Here is a 24,878-nt window from a genome sequence, read left to right on the forward strand (position 1 = left end):
TCCGCAGCCAACAACGCGGCGGCTTCAAAGACGAAGGGTCTATTGATCATGAGAAAATCTGCGAGGTAAACAACATGGGTGGCATAAGTATTTGGCAATTAATTATCATTGCGGTGATCGTAGCGCTGATATTTGGTACGAATAAACTGCGAAGTTTAGGATCCGATCTGGGTGCATCACTCAAAGGTTTTAAAAAGGCAATCGGTGATGATGCAACCCCCTCTTCCACTGATACCTCACCCACCAAGGCGGATCAAAAGAGTGATGACGCTGATTTTTTGAAAAAAATAGTGACTGACGAGCCGTTAGACACCAAAACGGAAAAAACCAAAAATAACAAAGAACAGGTATAGACCGTGTTTGATATTGGCTTTGGCGAACTGCTGTTGGTGATAGTGATCGGCTTGATTGTTCTTGGGCCAGAACGCTTACTGGTGGCGGTAAAGACAGTAACAGGTTGGATACGGGCATTACGCTCCGTGGCCACCACCGTGCAACATGAAGTATCACGAGAATTAAAGCTTCAGGAGCTACAAGAAAGTTTAAAAAAAGCTGAACAAGCCGGGTTACAACATATGACGCCAGAACTAAAAGCCTCTATCGATGAACTAAAAAATGCAACTGAAGCACTGCTACATTTTTATCATGCAGAAGTCACGGCAAATGATGACCATACTATAAATCATTCATTACCTATTGATGATGAAGCTATTCATGATGAAATGATATCTACTAAACCACCAGCGGCACCGAAAGAGGTATCAACAGCAACCGCTGCTCATCCCACCAAGGGAGATCGCTGAGTGATGTCTATTGATCCTGCCAAGCCTTTTATCAGCCATTTAATAGAACTCCGCAAGCGGCTATTGTATTGCCTTATTACCCTATTGATCGTTTTTTTAGCCTTAGTTTATTTCGCCAATGATATTTATCAGTTAGTTTCTGCGCCGTTAATAAAACAATTACCCGCTGGCGCCAGCATGATTGCGACTGATGTGGCATCACCTTTTCTCACTCCCATCAAGCTGACTATCATGGTATCGCTGCTTTTATCTGCCCCTCTGATTCTGTATCAAATTTGGGCATTTATCGCACCGGCGCTATATCAACATGAACGCCGTTTAATGCTGCCATTGTTGGCTTCAAGCAGTCTGTTGTTTTATATGGGGATGGCCTTTGCCTATTTTATTGTCTTTCCACTGGCATTTGGTTTTTTCACTCAAACGGCACCAGCAGGGGTATTGATAGCGACAGACATTAATCATTATCTTGATTTCGTTATGGCATTATTTATTGCTTTTGGCGTTTCTTTTGAAATTCCCGTTGCTATTATTTTACTCTGTTGGTGTGGCGTCACCACGCCGGATGATTTAAAGAAAAAACGCCCCTACGTGTTAGTCGGGGTCTTTATTATTGGCATGTTGCTCACCCCCCCTGATATTTTTTCACAAACATTATTGGCAATCCCTATGTATCTTTTGTTTGAAGTGGGTATATTGAGCGCTCATTTTTATGCAAAAAAACCACGTACAAAACAGGTTTCGAAACCGTAGCGAGTGATGCGGATCCTGCGTTGCCTGGTGCGCGCAATCTTCATGTACTTATGTCAAGTGCGCCGGGCGCCTTGGCTGCGTATCACTCGCTACGGTTTCATTTGAGTGAGGACAATATGAGTTATCTCTTTACCGGCACCTTTCCTGCTCGCCGTCTACGCCGTCTACGCCGTTATGATTTTAGTCGTCGCCTGACGGCAGAAAATCAACTGACGGTCAATGACTTAATTTACCCGCTCTTTATTATCGAAGGGGAGCATCGTCAGGAAGCCATTGCTTCTATGCCAGGCATCTCACGTATGAGCATCGATCTACTATTAAAAGAAGCTGAAGTCGTTGCCAAATTGGGTATTCCGGTTATCGCTTTATTTCCAGTGATTGATTCTTCGATAAAATCGATCAATGCCGAAGAAGCTTATAACCCAAATGGATTAGTACAACGCGCGGTCAGAGCGCTAAAAAAAGCCGTACCTGAATTAGGTGTGTTGACCGATGTGGCGCTTGATCCTTACACCCTGCATGGACACGATGGTATCGTTGATAAAAGTAGTGGCTATGTCATCAACGATACCACCAACGGTATTTTGGTACGTCAAGCACTCTCCCATGCCGAGGCCGGGTCGGATATTATTGCGCCGAGCGATATGATGGATGGGCGGATTGGCGCGATTCGTGATGCATTAGAAAATAAAAAACAGGCTAATACGCAAATTATGGCGTACTCCGCAAAATATGCTTCTTGTTATTATGGCCCTTTTCGTGATGCCATCGGCTCGCGTGTGAAGCTAAAAAGCATTGATAAAAAAAATTATCAGATGGATCCTGCTAACAGTCATGAAGCACTGCAAGAAATTGCACAAGATCTACAAGAAGGTGCTGATATGGTGATGATAAAACCAGGAATGCCCTATCTTGATATCGTGCGGCGGGTTAAAGACACTTTTTACGTGCCCACTTTTGCCTATCAGGTTTCTGGCGAATATGCCATGCATATGGCGGCGATTAACAACCATTGGTTGCCGGAAAAACCCGCAATCATGGAATCGCTCTTGTGTTTTAAACGAGCAGGTGCCGATGGGGTGTTAACTTATTTTGCAAAAAAAGTCGCGCAATGGTTATCTGAAGATCAGTTTGTGGTTAATCAGTAACTACTTGCATCACCTACTTCGTAATGCCGAATTCACACCACTTTTTCAAAATGACGATTGTCTAAGCTTTTACTGACCTGGCTATTGAGTATATTCAGCAAAATCATTGAACGTCTTTCACCATCGGGCTCCGTATAAATGGCTTGCAATCCAGAAAATATGCCTTCGGTAACACGTACTGTATCGCCGGATACTGCTACAGTAGAATCAGATATCGTTTTAATCGTGTGCGACTTTATGTCATCAATCACCATTTGGGGAATAATCACCGGATACAGGCCAAAACGGACAAAATGGCTGACACCCCGAGAGGCTTTTATCGTAGTGGTATGAATATTTTCAGGATTAAATTCAGTAAACAGATAATTAGGAAAGAGCGGTTCATGTAAGGTTACCCGTCTCCCACGCCACATTTTTTTGATTGCCACTATCGGGGTTAAGCAAACCACACCTTGCCGTTCTAAATGCTCTTGAGCGCGTAAAAGTTGAGCGCGTTTGCAATACAATAAATACCACGCCTTCACGGCATCCTCCTTCCTATATACCCTTTATACCCTTCGCCTTTATGTTGGCGGCGGGTGTGAGCCGAATCACCTAGACTATCTACGCTCATCGGTCTCACGCCCTGGCCACCTAGCGACAACTTAAAAAATTATCCAAGACATCGTTTTAACTGATCGCGTAAATTTGGTGGTGTGCCCTTGATAGTTAACGTATCAGTAGCGGCATCCCAAAAAATACGCTTTTCTAGTAACAAAGCATCAAAATTGATATTCAGGCCGCCCCCACTACCCGAAAATTTCGTTAATTGACGCAATGTCGGCCGATCTGCCGGGAAGCTGTCGGCAATATCGTAGCCTTGTTCAGTAGAAAATTGTTGCAAATTTTTTTCATTGAAAACAGGCAGCGCTTCTGATAACTGCTTTAATTCAATGCATTCGTCCGCTTGTTGTTGTTCATTACAGTAGCTGTAAACTTGTTGTCGATAGGCTTGTTTTTGCTCTTTATCTAAATTAGCCTCTGCACAATAATCATCCACCGCTTGTAATAAATCCCGATTTTGTTTTTTAGTATCACCCCCTTCCGAGGCTGCTAAAAAATCCATAAAAAAATCAGAGACTTTTCGGCCTACTCGCCCTTTCAAGAAAGTTAAATAACGTTTTGATTCATTATTGGTTTCCCATTCGGTCACATCAACACGAGCAACAATATCAACGTGGTTAATATCCAAATGATGCGTGATACTAAGATCAAGCTGTTCATCAACGCGCATACTGTTACAACTATTGAGAAAGGCGATCAATAAATACTCCGTTGCGAGATGGCGATACTGGCAAAATAACAACACGCCACTTTCAGCAAACGGGTATTTAATCAATTCATCACGCAGACCTGCTGTCGCGCGACGGGTAAAACTCAAAAAATCGTCATTCCCTTTACGGCAGCGTTTAAATGCGTTGGCAAATTCACTGTCTTCATTAAACTGGCCATAAGCTTTATTTTTTGCACTATAGACACGATGTAATTCAACCATCATCTCTTGCACAACTCTATTATTCGATGGCAACAACGAGTCGCGTAAAACCATATCAAGCACGCTATCACCGGATTTGACTAACTGATGTAGGGCAATTTGGTTGATATCCAAATTCATGATAAATACTCCGTTTGGCCGGGGTCATATTCAAACACTGATGCATCCTTGCTGCAACTTAAAAAAACAGGGGATAAAATAGTAGAAAAGAAAATCATAGGATAAGATGTCAATTTTTAAGCGCCTTGACCCTTGAAGATAATGTTCATTAATCAACTAACATAATTTTACTATGGTGATAAATCGTCAGAGCTACCGTGAAAAAGTGTCCCACATGATCAGTTGGGGGCACTGGTTTACCCTGTTTAATATACTGCTCGGCCTGATCATAGGCAGCCGCTATCTGTTTGTCTCTAATTGGCCGGACTCACTGCTCGGTAGAATTTATGCTCTCGCCAGCTGGCTGGGACATTTCAGTTTTATCATCTTTGTGGTTTATCTGCTGATAATATTTCCCTTGACGTTTGTAATAATGTCACCACGCTGTTTGCGTTTTATTGCTACTGTTCTTGCCACTGCAGGGCTGATGTTGTTATCGATCGACACTGAAGTGTTTACCCGTTTCCATTTACACCTTAATCCCGTGACATGGAAATTAATGTTGAATCTAGAGCTAGGAAAATTTACTGCTCATTGGCTGCTGGTTTCTATCTATGTATTGATCATTTTCTTTCTTGAGCTGTTTTTGGCGCGTTGGTGTTGGAAAAAATTACGCAGCCTGGATCGAAAACATTTTGTTAAACCTCTAGTAGCACTCTTTATCTGTGCGTTTTTTGCCTCACACCTGATTTATAGTTGGGCTGATGCTAATTTTTACCGCCCCATCACCATGCAACGGGCAAATCTTCCTTTATCTTACCCTATGACCGCGCGTAATTTTTTAGAAAAACAGGGTCTGCTCAATCAACAAGAATATCAGCGTCGTTTGGCTGAACAAGGTAACCCCTCCGCGCTGGTAGTTGAATACCCACTCAATCAAATTAGCTTCGGCGATCATCTGGGGGATCACTACAATTTATTACTGATCGTCGTGGATAACATTCACACCAATAGCATGGCAACAGAGATGCCCGCTTTAGCGCAGTTTGCTCAGGCTAATATTCAGTTTAATCAGCATTACAGCTCAGGTAATCGGGAAAACGCGGGGTTATTGGGTTTGTTTTACGGCATCTCAGCAAGTTATTTAGATGGTATTCTTGCTGCTCGAAAACCCTCTGCTTTTATCACCGCATTAGGCACACAGGGTTACCAATTTGGATTATTTTCTTCCGATGGTTTTAAATCCTCTTTATATCGTCAAGCACTACTGACTGATTTTTCATTACCCCCCCCCGTGCCACAGCGCGATTGCGAAACAACGATGCAATGGCAACATTGGTTGACACATTACAGCCCTAAAGGGAAATGGTTTTCTTACCTTCATTTGAACGCTGCTGCTGCCGTATCTAATCCATCTGATGAAAAAAGTACCGATCAACAAATTACAACTATTATTGAAACATTAAAACAGCAAGCACAACTTGATAAAACCGTCGTCATTATCACCGCCTCTCATGGCGTTGAGCTGAATGAGAGTACTGATGTGACTTGGCACGAGGGGAGTCAATTTAATCGTGAACAATTTCAAGTACCGCTGATTATCCATTGGCCAGGGATGCCCGCTCGACAGATCAATAAACTCACTTATCATGAAGATATTATGACTACGCTGATGCAACAGCTGTTGTCGGTCAAAACCGCTCCTCAAGATTATTCTCAGGGCGAGGATCTGTTCGTTGCTCAGCGCACAAAAAATTGGCTGGTAACCGGCGATAGTGATCTGCTGGTCGTTATTACCCCCACTCAAACGATATTATATCAAGAAGGGAAACACCGTATTTACGATCAACAGGGGCGTGAGATAAAAGAAAATAAACCATCACTATCACTTTTACTGCAAGTGTTGACGGAGACGAAACGTTTTATTGCTAATTAACTATTTAACTAAGAGCCTATGCGAATGAACAAACATTATGATTACTTAGCTATTGGTGGCGGCAGTGGTGGTATCGCTTCTATAAATCGAGCCGCCAGCAGCTATGGCAAAAAATGCGCATTGATTGAAGCCAAACAGTTGGGAGGAACCTGCGTCAATGTTGGCTGCGTGCCAAAAAAAATCATGTGGCATGCCGCTCAAATTGCTGATGCTGTTCGCTTATATGCGCCTGATTACGGTTTTACCATGACAAATAATGCGTTTAATTGGCAAACATTGATCGAAAACCGAAGTGCTTATATTGATCGTATTCATCAATCTTATGACAAAGTTTAATGCCGATGGGAGTTTAACGCTACAGTTAACAAATGGCCAAGACGTCACTGTTGATCAACTGATTTGGGCCATCGGCCGCAAGCCCATGACAGATAATCTCAACTTATCGGCCTGTGGCGTAAAAACAAACGACAAAGGCTATATCGAGGTTGATCAATACCAAAATACTAACGTTAAAGGCATTTACGCCGTGGGGGATAATACCGGCGCAGTGGAATTAACCCCCGTTGCCGTTGCGGCAGGTCGCCGTCTTTCTGAACGTTTATTCAACAATAGACCTCTTCGGAAACTAGCATTCATATAAGAATTTTGGTAAAACACTCCTGAACAAGGAGCCGCCATGAAATATGAAGTAATAAAAGTACTGGAAGAGGAAAAATTTCGTCGCTTAACGGGTGTTAAACGCAGTACATTTGAAAAGATGATAAAGATATTGAATGAAGCAGATAAGAGTAAGCAAGGGAAAGGAGGTCGGAAACCCAAGCGGGGTTTAGAAGAGCGCTTATTAATGGCACTGGAGTATATACGAGAATATCGCACTTATTTTCATGTCAGCCAAAGCTATGGCGTGAGTGAGAGCACATGCTATGAAACGATTAAATGGATAGAGAATACACTAATAAAGCATCCTGATTTTGCCCTACCTGGACGCAAAGCTGTATTAAAAAGGGATAGGGAGTATGAGCTGGTTCTTATTGATGCCACAGAAACGCCGATTGAACGTCCCCAAAAAAACAAAAGCCGTTTTACTCAGGAAAAAAGAAACGACACACCTTAAAAACACAAGTGCTCGTTGATAAAAAAAGTAAAGCAGTCATCTGTACAAGCTTTACGAATGGGAGGCGCCATGATTTTAGGTTGTTTAAGGAGTCTGGTGTGCGAATACATCCTGACATCAAAACAGTTACCGATACAGGTTACCAAGGGCTTGGCAAGATTCATTCAAACTCGGCGTTGCCTAAGAAAAAGACAAAGAAAAATCCCTTAACAAAAGAAGATAAACGCAACAATCGTGCGTTATCAAGCCAGCGTGTATTAAACGAACATGTCATTGGTATGATTAAAAGATTTAAAATTGTATCAGACCGTTATCGAAACAGGCGAAAACGTTTTGGATTAAGATTTAATCTGATTGCTGCAATTTATAATATGGAAATTAGATAAATGATAGTTTCCGAAGAGGTCTAATAAACCCAACGAACATCTCGATTACACCTATATTCCCACCGTCGTCTTTAGCCACCCACCGATTGGTACCCTAGGTTTGACTGAACCCGAAGCGAAAGAAAAATTTGGTGAGGAGATGGTTAAGGTTTATCAATCTTCTTTTACTGCGATGTACATTGCGGTGACTCAGCATCGTCAACCCTGTTGCATGAAACTGGTTTGCATAGGAAATGATGAAAAAATCGTCGGTCTGCACGGTATTGGCTACGGGATGGATGAAATCTTACAAGGGTTTGCCGTGGCGATAAAAATGGGAGCAACTAAAAAGGATTTCGATAATACTGTGGCTATTCACCCCACCGCTGCTGAAGAATTCGTCACCATGCGATGATCGGCACAGCTAGAACATAATCCATCCACCTCAACCACACTATGACGCAATACAAATCCGTCCTGTTTAGCCAGCTCGAGCAATATCTGCTTAATGTCAGTGGTGGGGTGTTCGATAACTGAACCACAGCAATCACAAATAAATAATACCGAGGTGTGAGCAGGCTCTAAAAAATGGTGGCACAGCACGTAACTGTTAGTGGATTCGACACGGTGGATCAAGCCCTGTGCTAGCAAAAAATCTAACGCACGATAAACGGTAGGGGGTTTAGCTTGCGGCTTTGCGATCCGTAGTTTATCCAACAAGTCATAGGCGCTGATCGCCCTTTGTTGTTGTACTATTAAACGCAACACTTCTAATCGCTGTGGGGTTAGGTTGGCTTTTCGTTGTTTACACAAATTCATGGCCTGTGTGAGTAACGATTTTTGTTGGGTTGTGCTGTTCATTAAAACACCTTTTAATCCTCACACTCTTTAATTCTTAGATCCTGCTGTAACCATATAGGTTCCTGAGAATAAAGCCCCTTTATTATTTAGATTTTCTTTATTATCACTGAACAAATTAACCTCTAACTGCACTCTAGCCTTACATCCCCGTGCTAAACGATCAAGATCACCACAAAAAGAGCTTAAATCCGCAACCGCTTTTGGTCTGCCGGTAATCGGCTTGCTATAACGCACATGAGAATCGGCAAGAATAATAGCTCCCCCTAGATTACGTTCCCGCAGCATAACCAAATTAATCCCCAGCCGGTCAGTGTGGCCAGTGAAAATAAGCTTCCGGCAAACAAGATCTGATGTGGATTTTGGTTTCCTGCTTCAGGCATGGTGGTAACAAAACTCTGTCCGGTATATTGGCTAATACGTATCCCCATTTTTTCACTCAGAGGAATATTGTCATACCAAGCTTGCTGAAGTTGAGTACACCAATCAGGGCGATGCAGAATATCGTCCATCGTCGCCACCGGTTTAATTATCAAAAAATGACGTATTGGGGTTGTTTGAGACGCCGTCATCTCTCCTTGACTGACAAAACCTAATTTAGCAAAAAATCCCACAGTGTCTTCACGAGCACTGCAAACAACACGTTTTACGCCCTCTTGGCGGGCAACCGATTCTAACGTCATCGCCACTAAGGTACCGAACCCTTTAGCGCGCAGGGTCGGATCTACTGCCAGAAAACGGATAGAGGCTTCATTATCAGCATTAATATAAAGCCGCCCTATAGCAACGGGTTTACCTCGCCTATCGACCACCATCTGATGATGGGCAAAGGCATCATAAGCATCTTTTTCCGATCCCTTAGGTTGATGTAATGGTTTACGCAACATTTCCCAACGAAATTGGTAATAATCTTTTATTTCTTGTTCTGTTGTGGGTACACGTAGGTGGTACATAAAACCGTCTCCCAGTCTCGAAATCTCTTGTATAACCTTCGCCTTTGAAGCCGCCGCGTGTTGGCGGCGGGCGTTCGCCGAATCACGTAGTACGTCTACGCTCATCGGTCTCACGCCTTGGCCGCCTAGCAGCAACTTCAAGGGATGTGGGTATAACGTGAACGACGGTTTTGCAAAAAGTCTAATAAAAAATTATATCTCTTTGCGACCTCGAGTAGCACGCTTACGATCATTTTCTGTGAGATGGCGTTTACGAATGCGGATAGAGAGTGGCGTTATTTCTACCAATTCGTCATCATCGATAAACTCTAATGCTTGTTCCAACGACATTTTAATGGGGGGAATCAGCGTAGTTGCTTCATCCGTACCTGATGCACGCATATTGGTTAATTTTTTACCGGTCAAACAGTTAACCGTCAAATCATTAGAACGAGAATTAATACCGATTATTTGGCCTTCATAGACTTCTGCTCCGTGACCTAAGCACAGTTTTCCTCGATCTTGTAAACTAAATAAGGCAAAAGCAACCGCTTTACCCTGACCGTTAGAAATTAGCACACCATTCTGACGCTGACCGATTTCCCCCGGCTTTACATCATCATAATGGCTGAAGGTTGAGTAAAGTAACCCGGTACCTGATGTCAGGGTCATAAATTCAGTCCGAAAACCAATCAGGCCTCGGCTTGGGATCTCATAATCTAAACGGACACGCCCTTTGCCGTCAGGAGCCATATCCTTAACATCACCTTTACGCCCACCCAAGGCTTGCATAACCGCACCTTGATGTTGTTCTTCAATATCCAAGGTGACGTTTTCAACAGGCTCTTGAACGCGGCCGTCCACTTCACGATAGATCACTTTAGGGCGCGATACCGCCAGTTCAAACCCTTCACGGCGCATATTTTCAATCAATACTGACAAATGAAGTTCACCACGACCGGAGACACGGAAGGCATCAGCATCCTCCGTTTCTTCTACCCGCAACGCGACATTATGTACCAATTCTTTTTTCAGGCGATCTAATATCTGACGTGAGGTAACATATTTACCTTCTCTACCACAAAATGGCGAAGTATTAACACAGAAATACATGTTAACAGTAGGTTCATCAACGATAAGTGCCGGGAGCGCTTCAACCGCATTAACATCACAAATGGTATCTGAGATATGCAATTCACCAAGCCCCGTAATGGCAATGATATCACCGGCTTCCGCCAAGTCGGTTTCAATACGTTCCAAGCCCAGATGGCTTAATACTTTACCCACTTTGCCATTACGGGTTTTACCTTCACTATCAATAATACTCACTTGTTGATTAGGTTTAACCGTACCGCGTTTGATGCGCCCGATACCAATAACACCTACATAGCTATTGTAATCTAGCTGGGAGATCTGCATCTGTAATTTGCCATTAACTTCAACTTGTGGAGCGGCGACCTTATTAACAATAGTTTGATACAATGGCGTCATATCAGTCGCCATTTTTTCATGTTCAATACCTGCGATCCCTAGCAATGCCGATGCATAAATAACCGGAAACTCGAGTTGTTTATCAGTAGCACCTAACTTGTCAAACAAATCAAATACCTGATCAAGCACCCAATCCGGTCGCGCCCCGGGGCGATCCACTTTATTGATCACCACGATGGGATTCAAACCATGCGAAAACGCCTTTTGCGTCACAAAACGTGTCTGTGGCATTGGGCCATCCAGCGCATCGACCACCAGCAGCACCGAGTCAACCATCGACAATACACGCTCAACTTCGCCGCCAAAATCGGCATGCCCCGGGGTATCGACAATGTTAATACGGTAATCTTTCCACTTAATGGCCGTATTTTTTGCCAGAATAGTGATCCCGCGTTCTTTTTCCAAATCGTTGGAATCCATGACACGCTCTGTTGCTTCAACGCGCGCATCAAAGGTACCAGAGTGTTGTAGCAATTTATCAACCAGGGTGGTTTTTCCATGGTCAACGTGTGCGATAATGGCGATGTTACGTAAATTTTCAGTCACAGCTTTTGCCTCAAGCATTTACAAATAGCGCATTGTACACGCATTAAGCTAGGGACTAAACAAGTGGTTAAACCTTTTAATCAGTTAATTACGCGTTATACCCAATGAATTTCGAGTTACGGCAAGGCGGCAAGGGCGACCGACCGATGAGCGTAGACATACTGCGTGATTCGGCGAGCACCCGCAGACAACAAAGCCGTAACTTGAAAGACGAAGGGTATAGTATATTTTAAGACTGAATATTACAGGCTGGTCGAGGAGAAATACGATGATAACCCCAGGAGATGATAAGTATGTCCGTTGAAGACGTTATGACGATGCTGAAAAATCATGAAGTGAAGTTTGTCGATTTACGTTTCACTGATACCAAAGGAAAAGAACAGCACGTCACTCTTCCTTCTAGTCAGATCAATGCTGATTTCTTTAAAGAAGGCAAAATGTTTGATGGCTCTTCTATTGCTGGCTGGAAGCCAATCAACCAATCTGACATGCTGCTAATGCCAGACACCGACACAGCAGTACTGGATCCCTTTTTCGAAGACACCACTTTACTGATTCGTTGTGATGTCCTCGAACCCGATACTCGACAAGGTTATGCGCGTGATCCACGTTCTATTGCTAAACAGGCCGAAGCTTATTTAAAAGCATCCGGCGTCGCTGACCAGGTATTCTTCGGACCCGAGCCTGAATTTTTTCTTTTTGATGATGTTCGCTTTGGCAGCAGCATTTCAGGTTGTCACGTTTCCATAGACGATATTGAGGGGGCATGGAATTCGAGTACGAAATATGAAGGCGGCAACAAAGGTCATCGCCCTGCGGTAAAAGGGGGTTATTTTCCCGTTCCTCCCATTGATTCTTCACAAGATTTACGTTCTACCATGTGCTTAACGATGGAAGACATGGGGCTAATCATTGAAGCGCATCACCACGAAGTCGCGACGGCAGGTCAGAATGAGGTAGCCACCCGCTTTAATACCCTGACGAAAAAAGCCGATGAAATCCAAATTTATAAATATGTCGTGCACAATGTTGCTCATAATTTTGGTAAAACGGCTACTTTCATGCCAAAGCCTATGTTTGGTGATAATGGGTCAGGCATGCACTGCCATATGTCTTTGTTAAAAAATGGCGAAAATTTATTCTCCGGCGATAAATACGGCGGTCTGTCCGAAATAGCGCTATTTTATATTGGCGGTATTATCAAACATGCTAAAGCCATCAACGCATTTACGAATCCAACGACCAATTCTTATAAACGTCTGGTACCTGGTTACGAAGCGCCGGTCATGTTGGCTTATTCGACGGCTAATCGCTCTGCTTCTATTCGTATTCCGCTCGTCTCTAATCCAAAGGCTCGTCGCATTGAAGTTCGTTTTCCCGATCCAGCCGCCAATCCGTATTTGGCTTTTACCGCTCAGCTGATGGCAGGGTTGGATGGCATTATCAATAAAATTGATCCCGGTGTGGCGATGGACAAAGATTTATATCATTTGCCGTTTGAAGAAACACAGAAAATTCCAAAGGTAGCCAGTTCTCTAGAAGAAGCTCTCATGGCATTAGATGGAGATCGTCAGTTCTTGAAGCGCGGTAATATTTTAGACGATGAGACTATCGATGCTTATATTGCTTTGCATCAAGTAGAAGTGGAACGTATTCGCATGACGCCTCATCCGCTTGAATTTGAGATGTACTACAGCGTTTAATTTAATCACTCGTTTTAATGTAGAAAAAGCCTATACCCTTCGCTCTTGATTTTAGCTACGGGCTGTTCGCCGAATCACGTAGTACATCTACGCTCATCGGTCGGTCGCCCTTGCCGCCTTGCCGTAACTCGAAATTCATTGGGTATACAAGAGAGCATCGAGTTAACATTCAATACCATAAGCTATGCGATATTTCTTCATCGCGCCCAATTTATCAGCCCACTCAGGTTCTTCTTCTAGATAAGCTATCACGTCACTAAGCGTCACAATAGAAAAGACTTTACACTGATAGCATTGCTCAACTTCTTGAACCGCAGAAATTGGCTGATCACCGCGTTCTTGTCGGTCTAATGCAATCATCACACCGGCTAATAAGGCGCCTTGCGCATTAATGATGCCCATCGATTCACGAATGGCTGTCCCCGCAGTGATGACATCATCGACCAATATCACGCGCCCTTGTAACGGGCTGCCGACTAACATGCCCTTTTCGCCATGATTTTTAGCCTCCTTACGATTAAAACAATAAGGAATGTCTTTATCATGATGATTAGCCAAAGCGACAGCGGTGGTGGTAACAATAGGAATGCCTTTGTAAGCAGGACCGAATAAGAGGTCAAATTCAATACCAGCCGCCATTAATGCGGCGGCATAGAAACGGCCTAATTTTGCGAGATCTCTACCTGTATTAAACCGCCCGGCATTAAAAAAATAGGGGCTCACTCGCCCAGACTTTAATGTGAATTCGCCAAAGGTTAAAACCTGTTTATCGATGGCAAATTTAATAAAATCACGTTGATAATCTTTCATCGGTTTTTTCCTCAATTGAGCGTCGCTCAAGGAGATTTGAATAGGCTCTAAGAAGTTTATACCCTTCGCCTTTCAAGTTACGGCGGCATTGGCAACGATCTCTCATCCTCTGTCATGTACCACACTCCTGGGATTCGATTGATTGCCGCCTTGCCGTAACTCGAAATTCATTGGGTATATTAAAGACAGGAATTTATCGCTAAAGCGGCTTTTTGGGCTTGAAAAATAGTCCCTATACCGCCACGTGCCAATGCCAATAATGTTAACAATTGTTCATGACTGAATGGTTTGCCTTCTGCGGTTCCCTGTACTTCAATCATCTGATAATCTTCCATCATCACGACATTCATATCAGTTTCAGCATTAGCGTCCTCGGTATATTCCAGATCACCTAAGGCTTCATTTTTGACGATACCGACCGAAATCGCCGCAACCAATCCTCTCATCGGATTTTTTTTCAACTTCTTTTTGATCACTGCTTTTTCCAATGCATCAGCCAATGCCACACTCGCACCGCTGATCGCGGCAGTACGGGTGCCCCCATCAGCCTGCAACACATCACAATCAATAGTGATAGTGTGCTCACCGAGTTGTTGCAAATCAACAGCCGCCCTGAGCGAACGCGCGATCAAACGCTGAATTTCTAATGTACGCCCTCCTTGTTTCCCCTTCGCCGCCTCCCGGGCATTACGGCTATGAGTAGAACGCGGTAGCATGCCATATTCAGCGGTGATCCAGCCTTGTCCTTTCCCTTTGAGAAAACGCGGGATCCCTTCTTCTATCGTCGCGGTACACAAAACCTTAGTATCACCAAATTCAACCAACACTGAGCCTTCAGCGTACTTTGTATAATGACGGGTCAGGGTTAAAGGGCGGACTTGCTCAGCTGCTCGGCCTGCTAAACGCATGGATTTTCTCCAGTTTCAATCGATATGGAGGGGCATTATAAGGCTTAACTGATAGCGCTGTCGCAGCAAAAATGCCATTAGATTTTAAAATAACCTCATCATTGATGAGCGTTTTCTAATATCGTGAAAATTAAAATTGTAATATTTTTATATCGGTCAAAATAGCATCAATAAATAATAATTTAGAGGTAAGATTAGATGTCAACGTTAAATCGTATAGAAAGCAATCAATGGCTAGCATCAGTATGTGAGGGGGTAGAATTTTCTGATCGTTTATTTATGAATGATATTATTATTGGAATCGAAAATTCACCACTTAATACATGGGAACACCGACAAGAATCCAGTAATACAGAAGAAGAAAAAAGTCAGATGATTTTTGATCAATATAAACTAGCTTATTTACATGGAATGGGTGAAGCAACGTCTTCCGACATTTTTACACGGTATCAAAACAGATTAATGGCTCTGCTAGCTATAGATTCAAACAGAGACCATCAACAGAACCCCATGAAATTAATGAGCGATCTAATGGAGATAATAGATGATAGCCTTAGCAAAAAAGAACAAAAATTTAGAGTAAAAGCACCGACGGCAGCAAAAAGTCCAAAGCCGCAAGCATTAAAACGTGAACAACAGTCCCACGGGTTTACAGAAATACAACCAAGGCCGGTACCGGCTCCAAGGCACTCAGTAATTGAAGAGCGGGCGGCACTAGAATCATTTAGGATGTGGAGTCAAACGGCACCTAAACTAACAGAAAGTGAATACCAAAGATTTAAAAGTTTATTAGAAGTGAAAGAAGCGTATGCGAAAACCAGATCATCAGCTGAAAGTATCGCCGATTCTTTACGTGATAATGTTATTAAGGCATACGAATATATAGACCGAACAGGATCTTCGAATGCAGAACTAGATAAAATTCTTTCCGAGATTATCAACTATGCCGAGAAAGCAAGATCATCAGCGGAAAAAATTAATAAAGCTGAAAAAGAAGGCCTTTTACCTGATCGTATACAATTCGAGCCTTTATGTATCGAGAAATACGCTATAGCGCAGCGGGTATTAATAGAAAAACTTGAACATCAGCTAAAAGCACCGGCTGCTGCTTCAAGGCCTTTGGAAGCACCGACGGCAGCAGAGATTCAAGAGCAGCGGAGTGAAACAGCGCCTACATTAGAGGCCAATAAATATGAATTGTTTCTTAATGACGCTTCTGAAAAAGCAACAGAAGCTGAGGCTATCACTGTTAGTGCAGAACTTAATGTGATGAAGGCTCGGGATCACCTAGAAAAAAATAAGGATAAAAATACAGCTGAGCAAAGAGAAATTGTCTACACTGCTGAGGAGTTTGCTACGAAGATTAGAATGGCAGCTGAAATCATTCTTTTTCATAAAAAGCAAGCTGAATTAGCCATAACTAATAGAGAAGACCTCTTCGGAAACTAGCATTCATATAAGAATTTTGGTAAAACACTCCTGAACAAGGAGCCGCCATGAAATATGAAGTAATAAAAGTACTGGAAGAGGAAAAATTTCGTCGCTTAACGGGTGTTAAACGCAGTACATTTGAAAAGATGATAAAGATATTGAATGAAGCAGATAAGAGTAAGCAAGGGAAAGGAGGTCGGAAACCCAAGCGGGGTTTAGAAGAGCGCTTATTAATGGCACTGGAGTATATACGAGAATATCGCACTTATTTTCATGTCAGCCAAAGCTATGGCGTGAGTGAGAGCACATGCTATGAAACGATTAAATGGATAGAGAATACGCTAATAAAGCATCCTGATTTTGCCCTACCTGGACGCAAAGCTGTATTAAAAAGGGATAGGGAGTATGAGCTGGTTCTTATTGATGCCACAGAAACGCCGATTGAACGTCCCCAAAAAAACAAAAGCCGTTTTACTCAGGAAAAAAGAAACGACACACCTTAAAAACACAAGTGCTCGTTGATAAAAAAAGTAAAGCAGTCATCTGTACAAGCTTTACGAATGGGAGGCGCCATGATTTTAGGTTGTTTAAGGAGTCTGGTGTGCGAATACATCCTGACATCAAAACAGTTACCGATACAGGTTACCAAGGGCTTGGCAAGATTCATTCAAACTCGGCGTTGCCTAAGAAAAAGACAAAGAAAAATCCCTTAACAAAAGAAGATAAACGCAACAATCGTGCGTTATCAAGCCAGCGTGTATTAAACGAACATGTCATTGGTATGATTAAAAGATTTAAAATTGTATCAGACCGTTATCGAAACAGGCGAAAACGTTTTGGATTAAGATTTAATCTGATTGCTGCAATTTATAATATGGAAATTAGATAAATGATAGTTTCCGAAGAGGTCTAGAGCCTGAAACCACTGTGAAGTTTTATATTAAAAAATTAGATGAACGGCATCAAGCGATCCGGAAATGGGGAGAAGAACAGAGAAAGCATTTATATCATCTGAAATAATTTATAAGGGCATAATCACTGCCGCTATTTAGCGAAATTTCATGAAACATTTCGTTCCTTAAATTGATATCACGCCTATCCTAGTCAAAATTGTAAGACTATAATCCTTTTCTTTTAGGATAGGTCAACACAATCATGATCCGCAGCATGACAGCCTACGCCAGACGCGATATTAAAGGCGAATGGGGTAGCTCTTTCTGGGAACTTCGTTCCGTTAATCACCGCTATTTAGACACCTCTCTTCGTTTGCCAGAATCCTTTCGTGGCCTTGAGCCACGTATCCGAGCGCACCTTCGAAGCCGTTTGACGCGCGGAAAAGTAGAATGTAATTTGCATTTTCAATCGGATGGCAATACGCAAAAACCACTTATCCTCAACAAAAAATTAGCCAAACAGCTAGTAGAGGCCGGCAGATGGGTCAAAAGGAAAAGTGATGAAGGTGAAATCAATCCCCTTGATATCTTACGTTGGCCTGGCGTGATGGTAGCAGAAGAGCAAGATATAGACGTTATTAGTGATGAGTTGATGCCAGCTTTAGAGCTCGTATTAGATGATTTTATCCAGTCTCGTAAAATAGAAGGCGAGGCATTGAAAAAAATGATTGAACATCGTCTTGAAGGCGTGGATAAAGAAATCGCTAACATACGGATTCATATGCCTGCTATTTTACAATGGCAACGTGAACGATTATTAAGCAAATTAGACGAAGCAAAAATCCAACTGGAAAATACGCGCCTGGAACAAGAACTTTTGCTCATTGCTCAACGCATTGATGTTGCCGAAGAGCTGGAGCGTTTAGACTCCCACATAAAAGAAACACGCCATATTTTAAACAAAAAGGAAGCCGTAGGACGGCAGCTTGATTTTATGATGCAAGAATTTAATCGTGAGTCAAACACCTTGGCCTCGAAATCAATCAATACTGATGTCACTAACGCTGCCATTCAACTCAAAGTGTTAATTGAGCAGATGCGTGAACAGATCCAAAATATTGAGTAAACCCATGATAAAAAATGCCAATAAATCTGTAGCTTTTATTTTTACTCAAGCTCCACATGGCTCTGCAGTGGGCAGAGAGGGATTAGACGCTTTGCTTGCCACCTTGGCCTTTACTAAAAATAAAAATATTGGCGTTTTTTTTGTGGCAGACGGTGTATTACAGCTTTTACCTCAGCAACAGCCAGAAAAAATTTTGGCGCGAAATTACATTGCCACCTTTAATCTTCTGACTTTGTATGAGGTAAAAAAATGTTATCTATGTGAAAGGTCACTCCAACAGCGTGGATTAAGCAAAACTAATAACTGGCTCCTTACCGTAGAAATACTTCCTTTAGCCGATGTACGCGATAACTTAAAGCAATACGATACGGTACTGACATTTTGAGGTCTATACCCAATGAATTTCGAGTTACGGCAAGGCGGCAAGGGTGTGAGACCGATGAGCGTAGACATACTACGTGATTCGGCGAGCACCCGCAGCCAACACCGCCGTAACTTGAAAGGCGAAGGGTTATAACCAAGGTATCTGGGATATCAACATGTTATACACTGTTAGCCGCTCTCCTTATCAAAGCAATTTATCTTATTTATTAGCATTAGTGACCCCAAAAGATGACATCTTATTTTTACAAGATGGCGTAACGGCAGTAATAAAAGACAGTGAGATATTTAACAACCTGTTGAGTCAATCGAAAAATCTATTTGCATTAAAAGATGACTTATCGGCGCGGGGTTTGAACGAAAAAATATCAGAAATTGTTACCGTAATCGACTATGCTGGTTTTGTTGACTTAACGATAAAGCATCATCAACACTTTGCCTGGTGATCCCGACGCTATACCCTTCGTCTTTGAAGTTGCCGCTAGGCGGCCAGGCTGTGAAGCCGATGAGCGTAGATAGACTACCTGATGAGGCGAGTACCCAGCCAACAACAGGGCGGATTCAAAGGCGAAGGGTATATAACGCTTTAACATGGCTCTTTAATACTTCTTCTGTCAACGGTTTTATTGTTGTATATTTCTTGACTCCTTGTAGAGTCAGCCATAGAATTCCGCGTCCCTTTATCCGATGTGCCGTAAAATCTCTGCCTTCAAGCCGGAGATATAAGGCAGGGTTTTCCAACTAACCGGTGTTAAAATGCAGCGGCTAACAGCGAAAACTTTGGCATAGCTATGACGGCAATCAGTACCACAAGGCATGCGGAATGTTAAGCCCGTAGAGAGTCGGTGCAGTTAAGTCGCTCGATGAAGCAGGAACCCTCTGAGGCGACTCAGATCTTGATCTGAACGCTGTAGGAATCTTCGTCATTTTTATGGCGATGAGGATGTCAACACCGTTTACACAGCAAAGAGCTAGGAGTTTTTTATAATGACAACGATTAATCAGCTGGTTCGTAAGCCTCGCCGCAAGAGGGTTGCCAAAAGCAACGTTCCTGCGTTGGCTTCTTGCCCGCAAAAACGTGGTGTCTGTACCAGGGTATATACTACTACGCCGAAAAAACCCAACTCGGCACTACGTAAAGTATGCCGGGTACGTTTAACTAACGGTTTTGAAGTCACCTCTTATATTGGTGGTGAAGGACATAACTTGCAAGAGCACTCAGTAATTTTGATCCGAGGCGGTCGTGTTAAAGATTTACCCGGTGTACGTTACCACACTGTCCGTGGAGCGCTTGACTGCTCTGGCGTTAAAGATCGTAAACAAGCTCGCTCCAAGTATGGTGTGAAGAAGCCAAAGGCTTAATGATTACTTCGTTAAGTAAGGCCAAACTATTTAATGTCAAAATAAACTCATCGAGTTTTGGACACCCCTGAATTAACAACGGAGTTATTTCCATGCCACGTCGTCGTGTTATTGGTCAACGCAAAATTTTGCCCGATCCTAAATTTGGATCTGAGCTACTGGCCAAATTTGTTAATATTTTAATGGTAGACGGTAAAAAATCTACTGCCGAAGCTATTGTCTACAGTGCCTTGGAAGAATTAGCCAAGCGCTCTGCTAAAGCGCCTTTGGACGCTTTCGAAATTTCACTTAACAACGTACGTCCGACGGTAGAAGTTAAATCCCGGCGGGTAGGTGGTTCCACTTATCAGGTGCCCGTTGAAGTTCGTCCGGTTCGCCGTAATGCACTGGCAATGCGTTGGCTCGTTGATGCTGCTCGTAAACGCAGTGATAAATCAATGGCTGTACGCTTGGCGCATGAATTGTTTGACGCGCTAGAAAACAAAGGCTCTGCTGTTAAAAAACGTGAAGATGTTCATCGTATGGCGGAAGCTAACAAAGCGTTCGCTCACTACCGCTGGTAATGATTAAGAGCAGTGTCATTTATGATATTTCCCTATGCAGCAGGCAGAAAACAGCCCTCGCATGGGATAAATTGAACGCTCTAGGAGATAAACAAAATGGCTCGTCAAACACCCATTGAGCGCTATCGTAACATCGGTATCAGTGCTCATATCGACGCCGGTAAAACCACCACCACTGAACGTGTTTTATTCTACACCGGTGTTAACCATAAAATTGGTGAGGTTCACGAAGGCGCAGCAACTATGGACTGGATGGAACAGGAGCAGGAACGAGGTATCACTATTACTTCTGCTGCGACAACCTGTTTTTGGTCTGGTATGGCTAAACAGTTTCAACCCCATCGTATCAATATCATCGACACCCCAGGACACGTTGATTTTACTATCGAAGTAGAACGTTCTATGCGTGTTCTTGATGGTGCAGTAATGGTTTACTGCGCGGTGGGTGGTGTTCAACCACAATCTGAAACCGTATGGCGTCAAGCGAACAAATATAAAGTGCCCCGCATCGCGTTTGTAAACAAGATGGATCGTATGGGGGCAGATTTCCAAAAAGTCGTTAAACAACTCGAATCACGCCTAGCGGCACGCCCTGTAGAAATTCAGTTGCCAATCGGCAAGGAAGAAAACTTCACCGGTGTGATCGATCTTGTCAAGATGAAGGCCATTAAATGGAATGAAACGGATCAAGGGGTGACGTTCGAATACGAAGATATCCCGGAGAATATGCTTGCACAGGCCGAGGATCGTCGCCTCCATGTGGTTGAAGAAGCGGCTGAAGCCTCAGATGAACTAATGGATAAATATCTGAGTGGTACAGAGCTAACTGAAGAAGAAATCAAGCAGGGTTTACGTCAGCGGGTCTTAAACAATGAAATCATCCTGGTAACCTGTGGCTCTGCCTTTAAAAATAAAGGCGTGCAGGCCATGTTGGATGCCGTGGTTGAATATCTTCCAGCACCAACGGATGTGGCCGCCATTAATGGTATCTTGAATGATGGGAAGGATACCCCTGCCGAACGTCGAGCCAACGATGAAGAGCCCTTTTCTGCACTGGCTTTTAAGATTGCCAATGATCCTTTTGTTGGCAGCCTGACTTTCTTCCGTGTTTATTCTGGGAAGGTTAAGTCTGGTGAAGAGATATTTAATCCAATAAAAGGGAAAAAAGAACGCCTTGGTCGTATTGTACAAATGCATGCTAACAAGCGGGAAGAAATTAAAGAAGTTTATGCGGGTGATATTGCTGCTGCTGTTGGCTTGAAAGATGTCACCACCGGCGAAACACTTTGCGATAAAAATAATCAGATAATCTTAGAACGGATGGAATTCCCCGAACCCGTCATCTCTGTTGCTGTAGAGCCCAAAACCAAAGCTGATCAAGAAAAAATGGGGCTTGCCTTGGGTCGCTTGGCGAAAGAAGATCCTTCATTTCGTGTTTCCACTGACGAAGAATCCGGTCAAACCATCATGGCAGGTATGGGTGAACTGCACCTAGAGATCCTTTGTGATCGGATGCGCCGCGAATTTAATGTGGAAGCAAACGTAGGTAAACCACAGGTTGCTTACCGTGAAACAATTCGATCCACTGTCGAACAAGAAGGCAAACACGTTAAACAGTCTGGTGGCCGTGGTCAATTTGGTCATGTATGGTTACGTATTGAACCTTTGGAGCCGGGTGGGGCCGGTTATGAATTTGTTGACGCAATCAAAGGCGGTGTTATTCCGAAAGAATACATCCCCGCGGTAGATAAAGGTATCCAAGAACAACTGAAAAATGGTGTTTTGGCGGGATATCCGATTGTTGATATAAAAGTGACCTTATTTGACGGATCCTTTCATGACGTTGACTCCTCTGAACTGGCGTTTAAAATCGCGGGCTCTATCGCCTTCAAGGCAGCCTTCATGAAGGCAAAGCCGGTTTTGTTAGAGCCTATAATGAAAGTTGAAAATGAAACCCCAGAAGAGTATATGGGTGATGTCATCGGTGATTTAAACCGTCGGCGTGGTATGATCGAGGGCATGGAAGATACCGCAACCGCCAAGACTATTCGTTCTCAGGTTCCGTTGTCTGAAATGTTCGGTTATGCTACAGACCTGCGTTCTCAGAGTCAGGGGCGTGCCTCTTATTCTATGGAATTTCTGAAGTACCAAGAAGCGCCGCCTAACGTCGCTCAGGTCATTATCGAAGCGCGTAAAAAATAAATTTACGGCGCTAAAATTTAGATTAGTGCTTCTTTAATTTACAAAAAGCATCAGACTGAGGAATATAATTGTGTCTAAAGAAAAATTTGTACGTACAAAACCGCATATTAATGTAGGTACCATTGGTCATGTTGATCATGGTAAAACGACCTTGACCGCTGCCATTACTGCCGTATTGGCCAAAAAGTACGGTGGACAAGCCAGGGCATTTGATCAGATAGATAATGCACCGGAAGAAAAAGCACGTGGGATTACTATCAATACCTCTCATGTTGAATATGACACGGAAAAACGCCACTATGCACATGTTGACTGTCCAGGGCATGCCGATTACGTGAAAAATATGATCACCGGTGCCGCTCAAATGGACGGAGCAATTTTGGTGGTTGCCGCAAGTGATGGCCCCATGCCGCAAACACGTGAGCACATCTTGTTAGGCCGTCAAGTCGGCGTTCCTTACATGGTCGTATTTATGAATAAATGTGACATGGTTGATGATGAAGAATTATTAGAACTGGTTGAACTAGAAATTCGTGAGTTACTTTCTACCTACGATTTTCCTGGTGATGATGTCCCGGTGATTAAGGGCTCAGCGCTAAAAGCACTAGCAGGTGAAGCAGAATGGGAAGCCAAGATCATCGAACTTGCTGAAGCCTTAGATAGCTACATCCCTGAACCAGAACGAGATATTGATAAGCCATTTTTGTTACCCATTGAAGATGTCTTCTCTATTTCTGGCCGTGGCACTGTAGTAACCGGTCGGGTAGAAAAAGGGATTATCAAAGTCGGTGAAGAAGTAGAAATTGTCGGTATTAAACCTACAACTAAAACTACCTGTACCGGTGTTGAAATGTTTCGCAAACTGCTAGATGAAGGCCGTGCTGGTGAAAACGTAGGTGTTTTGCTCCGTGGAACCAAACGTGAAGAGATCGAACGCGGGCAGGTTTTATGTAAGCCAAAAAGTATTACCCCTCACACTACATTTGAAGCAGAGGTTTATATTTTAACCAAAGAAGAAGGGGGTCGTCATAAGCCTTTCTTTCCAGGCTACCGTCCTCAGTTCTATTTCCGCACCACGGATGTTACTGGTAACATTAAGTTGCCAGAAGGGGTTGAAATGATCATGCCAGGTGACAACGTAAAAATAGTGGTTACCTTAATTGCCCCCATCGCGATGGACGAAAGCTTAAAGTTTTCCATTCGTGAAGGTGGCAAGACTGTGGGCGCAGGTGTAGTGACTAAAATTCTTGAGTAAGGCATAAACAAAAAGGGCAAGCATAGCGCCCTTTTTGCTATTTTTAATGCCTATTTCTAATTTATTTTAGCAAGTTTTTTACTAGTTCCTTAACACTGTCTTGCTTCCTGTCTTGATTTACGTATAATCCCGCTGGCCTGCCGAATGTCTGTAGGTCAGATTAAGGCGCTAGCCTGTCAGCGGGTACGCTATTATCAGGTACCGGGACAACACTCCCAATAGGGGAGTTATATGTTGAACGACTGTACTTACTCCTATTCGTTAAAATGGATTAAGGCACAGTCTATTGCTTTTATAAATAACTGGAGCTCTGGTCTGATGCAGAAGCAAAGAATCCGTATTCGTCTGAAAGCGTTTGATCATCTCTTGATCGATCGATCCACCTCTGAAATTGTCGAAACGGCAAAGCGTACTGGTGCGACAGTTCGTGGTCCTATCCCGCTGCCGACACGCAAAGAGCGTTTTACCATCCTGATTTCTCCGCACGTCAATAAAGACGCCCGTGATCAGTATGAAATTCTTACTCATAAGCGCCTGATTGACATCGTTGAGCCAACCGAGAATACCGTTGATGCTCTGATGCGTCTGGATCTGGCTGCCGGTGTCGATGTGCAGATCAGCCTGGGTTAATCAGGTCATTGAACGATTAGGGGCTGAAACAATGACTA

General features: G+C 43.2%; 23 protein-coding genes and 4 pseudogenes. 20 read left to right on the top strand and 7 right to left on the bottom strand.

Translation table 11 applies throughout. The features are described from left to right. Positions 1-74 precede the first annotated feature (74 nt). The 4 genes and pseudogenes from tatA to hemB all read left to right on the top strand — a co-directional run bounded on the left by tatA (position 75) and on the right by hemB (position 2,701). Entirely contained in the window at positions 75-353 is a 279-nt protein-coding gene (tatA, locus tag REG_RS00765; protein ID WP_039907047.1) for a twin-arginine translocase TatA/TatE family subunit, read from the top strand. 3 nt (positions 354-356) lie between these two features. Further along, positions 357-785, top strand: a pseudogene (gene tatB / locus REG_RS00770) (Sec-independent protein translocase protein TatB); the annotation flags it as partial. A 21-nt stretch (positions 786-806) separates the two neighbouring features. After that, positions 807-1,553, top strand: a complete 747-nt coding sequence (gene tatC, locus REG_RS00775) for a Sec-independent protein translocase subunit TatC (protein ID WP_006704091.1) — start codon at positions 807-809, stop codon at positions 1,551-1,553. Between the two features lie 116 nt (positions 1,554-1,669). Beyond that, positions 1,670-2,701 carry a porphobilinogen synthase gene (gene hemB / locus REG_RS00780; RefSeq protein ID WP_039906860.1) on the top strand — a complete coding sequence of 344 codons (1,032 nt, stop codon included), beginning with the start codon at positions 1,670-1,672 and terminating at the stop codon, positions 2,699-2,701. A gap of 32 nt (positions 2,702-2,733) precedes the next feature. Here hemB and rfaH read toward each other — a convergent pair whose 3' ends face one another. Further along, positions 2,734-3,225 (bottom strand): transcription/translation regulatory transformer protein RfaH, encoded by a 492-nt coding sequence (gene rfaH / locus REG_RS00785; RefSeq protein ID WP_006704093.1) that lies wholly within the window; start codon positions 3,223-3,225, stop codon positions 2,734-2,736. A 128-nt stretch (positions 3,226-3,353) separates the two neighbouring features. Then, a complete protein-coding gene (gene yejK, locus REG_RS00790; RefSeq protein WP_006704094.1) occupies positions 3,354-4,355 on the bottom strand; it encodes a nucleoid-associated protein YejK in 1,002 nt (333 codons plus the stop codon). Between the two features lie 172 nt (positions 4,356-4,527). On the opposite strand from yejK, the gene yejM reads away from it, so the two are divergent. The 4 genes and pseudogenes from yejM to REG_RS00815 all read left to right on the top strand — a co-directional run. Continuing rightward, positions 4,528-6,270 carry an LPS biosynthesis-modulating metalloenzyme YejM gene (gene yejM, locus REG_RS00795; protein ID WP_006704095.1) on the top strand — a complete coding sequence of 581 codons (1,743 nt, stop codon included), beginning with the start codon at positions 4,528-4,530 and terminating at the stop codon, positions 6,268-6,270. 24 nt (positions 6,271-6,294) lie between these two features. Further along, positions 6,295-6,886 (top strand): annotated as a pseudogene (locus tag REG_RS11665) (FAD-dependent oxidoreductase); the annotation flags it as partial. Positions 6,887-6,946: 60 nt separating this feature from the next. Beyond that, positions 6,947-7,770, top strand: a protein-coding gene (locus tag REG_RS11670) for an IS5-like element ISRein1 family transposase (RefSeq protein WP_260200023.1) whose coding sequence is annotated in 2 segments (ribosomal slippage) — positions 6,947-7,334 and positions 7,334-7,770 — 825 coding nt in all. Because the reading frame shifts where the segments join, the coding sequence is not laid out codon by codon here. 19 nt (positions 7,771-7,789) lie between these two features. Beyond that, a pseudogene (locus REG_RS00815) lies at positions 7,790-8,164 on the top strand (glutathione-disulfide reductase); the annotation flags it as partial. Here REG_RS00815 and zur read toward each other — a convergent pair. The 3 genes and pseudogenes from zur to typA all read right to left on the bottom strand — a co-directional run bounded on the left by zur (position 8,125) and on the right by typA (position 11,576). After that, positions 8,125-8,610: a zinc uptake transcriptional repressor Zur gene (gene zur, locus REG_RS00820; protein ID WP_006704096.1), complete on the bottom strand. Its 486-nt coding sequence runs from the start codon at positions 8,608-8,610 to the stop codon at positions 8,125-8,127. The pseudogene REG_RS00815 and the gene zur sit on opposite strands and share 40 nt — an antisense overlap. Before the next feature lie 27 nt (positions 8,611-8,637). Further along, positions 8,638-9,560: pseudogene (fabY, locus tag REG_RS00825) on the bottom strand (fatty acid biosynthesis protein FabY). Between the two features lie 192 nt (positions 9,561-9,752). Beyond that, positions 9,753-11,576 carry a ribosome-dependent GTPase TypA gene (gene typA, locus REG_RS00830; RefSeq protein ID WP_039907048.1) on the bottom strand — a complete coding sequence of 608 codons (1,824 nt, stop codon included), beginning with the start codon at positions 11,574-11,576 and terminating at the stop codon, positions 9,753-9,755. 104 nt (positions 11,577-11,680) lie between these two features. Between typA and REG_RS13940 the strand changes: the two genes are divergently transcribed. Continuing rightward, complete coding sequence (locus REG_RS13940) at positions 11,681-11,809, top strand: hypothetical protein (protein WP_260200041.1); 129 nt, start codon at positions 11,681-11,683, stop codon at positions 11,807-11,809. 60 nt (positions 11,810-11,869) lie between these two features. Next, positions 11,870-13,279, top strand: a complete 1,410-nt coding sequence (gene glnA / locus REG_RS00835; RefSeq protein ID WP_039906863.1) for a glutamate--ammonia ligase — start codon at positions 11,870-11,872, stop codon at positions 13,277-13,279. A 162-nt stretch (positions 13,280-13,441) separates the two neighbouring features. Here glnA and pyrE read toward each other — a convergent pair whose 3' ends face one another. Continuing rightward, on the bottom strand, positions 13,442-14,089 hold the full coding sequence (gene pyrE / locus REG_RS00840; RefSeq protein ID WP_039906864.1) for an orotate phosphoribosyltransferase: 648 nt from the start codon (positions 14,087-14,089) through the stop codon (positions 13,442-13,444). 179 nt (positions 14,090-14,268) lie between these two features. Then, the gene (gene rph, locus REG_RS00845; protein ID WP_006704100.1) at positions 14,269-14,997 is read right to left on the bottom strand and encodes a ribonuclease PH; all 729 of its coding nucleotides are present in this window, start codon (positions 14,995-14,997) and stop codon (positions 14,269-14,271) included. Between the two features lie 198 nt (positions 14,998-15,195). Here rph and REG_RS00850 point away from each other — a divergent pair, with 198 nt between their 5' ends. From REG_RS00850 to rpsJ, 10 genes are all read left to right on the top strand, one after another. Then, positions 15,196-16,446 carry a hypothetical protein gene (locus REG_RS00850; RefSeq protein WP_006704101.1) on the top strand — a complete coding sequence of 417 codons (1,251 nt, stop codon included), beginning with the start codon at positions 15,196-15,198 and terminating at the stop codon, positions 16,444-16,446. A gap of 47 nt (positions 16,447-16,493) precedes the next feature. After that, positions 16,494-17,317, top strand: a protein-coding gene (locus REG_RS11675) for an IS5-like element ISRein1 family transposase (RefSeq protein WP_260200023.1) whose coding sequence is annotated in 2 segments (ribosomal slippage) — positions 16,494-16,881 and positions 16,881-17,317 — 825 coding nt in all. Because the reading frame shifts where the segments join, the coding sequence is not laid out codon by codon here. A gap of 266 nt (positions 17,318-17,583) precedes the next feature. Next, on the top strand, positions 17,584-18,447 hold the full coding sequence (locus tag REG_RS00865; protein WP_006704103.1) for a YicC/YloC family endoribonuclease: 864 nt from the start codon (positions 17,584-17,586) through the stop codon (positions 18,445-18,447). 4 nt (positions 18,448-18,451) lie between these two features. Then, entirely contained in the window at positions 18,452-18,832 is a 381-nt protein-coding gene (gene tusC / locus REG_RS00870) for a sulfurtransferase complex subunit TusC (protein ID WP_039906865.1), read from the top strand. A gap of 154 nt (positions 18,833-18,986) precedes the next feature. After that, positions 18,987-19,274 (top strand): sulfurtransferase complex subunit TusB, encoded by a 288-nt coding sequence (gene tusB / locus REG_RS00875; protein ID WP_006704105.1) that lies wholly within the window; start codon positions 18,987-18,989, stop codon positions 19,272-19,274. A 541-nt stretch (positions 19,275-19,815) separates the two neighbouring features. Beyond that, positions 19,816-20,190 carry a 30S ribosomal protein S12 gene (gene rpsL, locus REG_RS00880; RefSeq protein ID WP_006704106.1) on the top strand — a complete coding sequence of 125 codons (375 nt, stop codon included), beginning with the start codon at positions 19,816-19,818 and terminating at the stop codon, positions 20,188-20,190. A gap of 92 nt (positions 20,191-20,282) precedes the next feature. Then, positions 20,283-20,753: a 30S ribosomal protein S7 gene (gene rpsG / locus REG_RS00885; RefSeq protein ID WP_006704107.1), complete on the top strand. Its 471-nt coding sequence runs from the start codon at positions 20,283-20,285 to the stop codon at positions 20,751-20,753. 96 nt (positions 20,754-20,849) lie between these two features. Next, the gene (gene fusA / locus REG_RS00890) at positions 20,850-22,955 is read left to right on the top strand and encodes an elongation factor G (protein ID WP_006704108.1); all 2,106 of its coding nucleotides are present in this window, start codon (positions 20,850-20,852) and stop codon (positions 22,953-22,955) included. Positions 22,956-23,025: 70 nt separating this feature from the next. Next, on the top strand, positions 23,026-24,210 hold the full coding sequence (gene tuf / locus REG_RS00895; RefSeq protein ID WP_006704109.1) for an elongation factor Tu: 1,185 nt from the start codon (positions 23,026-23,028) through the stop codon (positions 24,208-24,210). Positions 24,211-24,528: 318 nt separating this feature from the next. Further along, positions 24,529-24,840, top strand: coding sequence for a 30S ribosomal protein S10 (gene rpsJ / locus REG_RS00900; protein WP_039907049.1), 312 nt, complete (start codon positions 24,529-24,531; stop codon positions 24,838-24,840). The last annotated feature ends 38 nt before the right edge of the window (positions 24,841-24,878 follow it).

It is taken from the genome of Candidatus Regiella insecticola LSR1 (assembly GCF_000143625.1).
Classification (GTDB): Bacteria; Pseudomonadota; Gammaproteobacteria; order Enterobacterales; family Enterobacteriaceae; genus Regiella; species Regiella insecticola.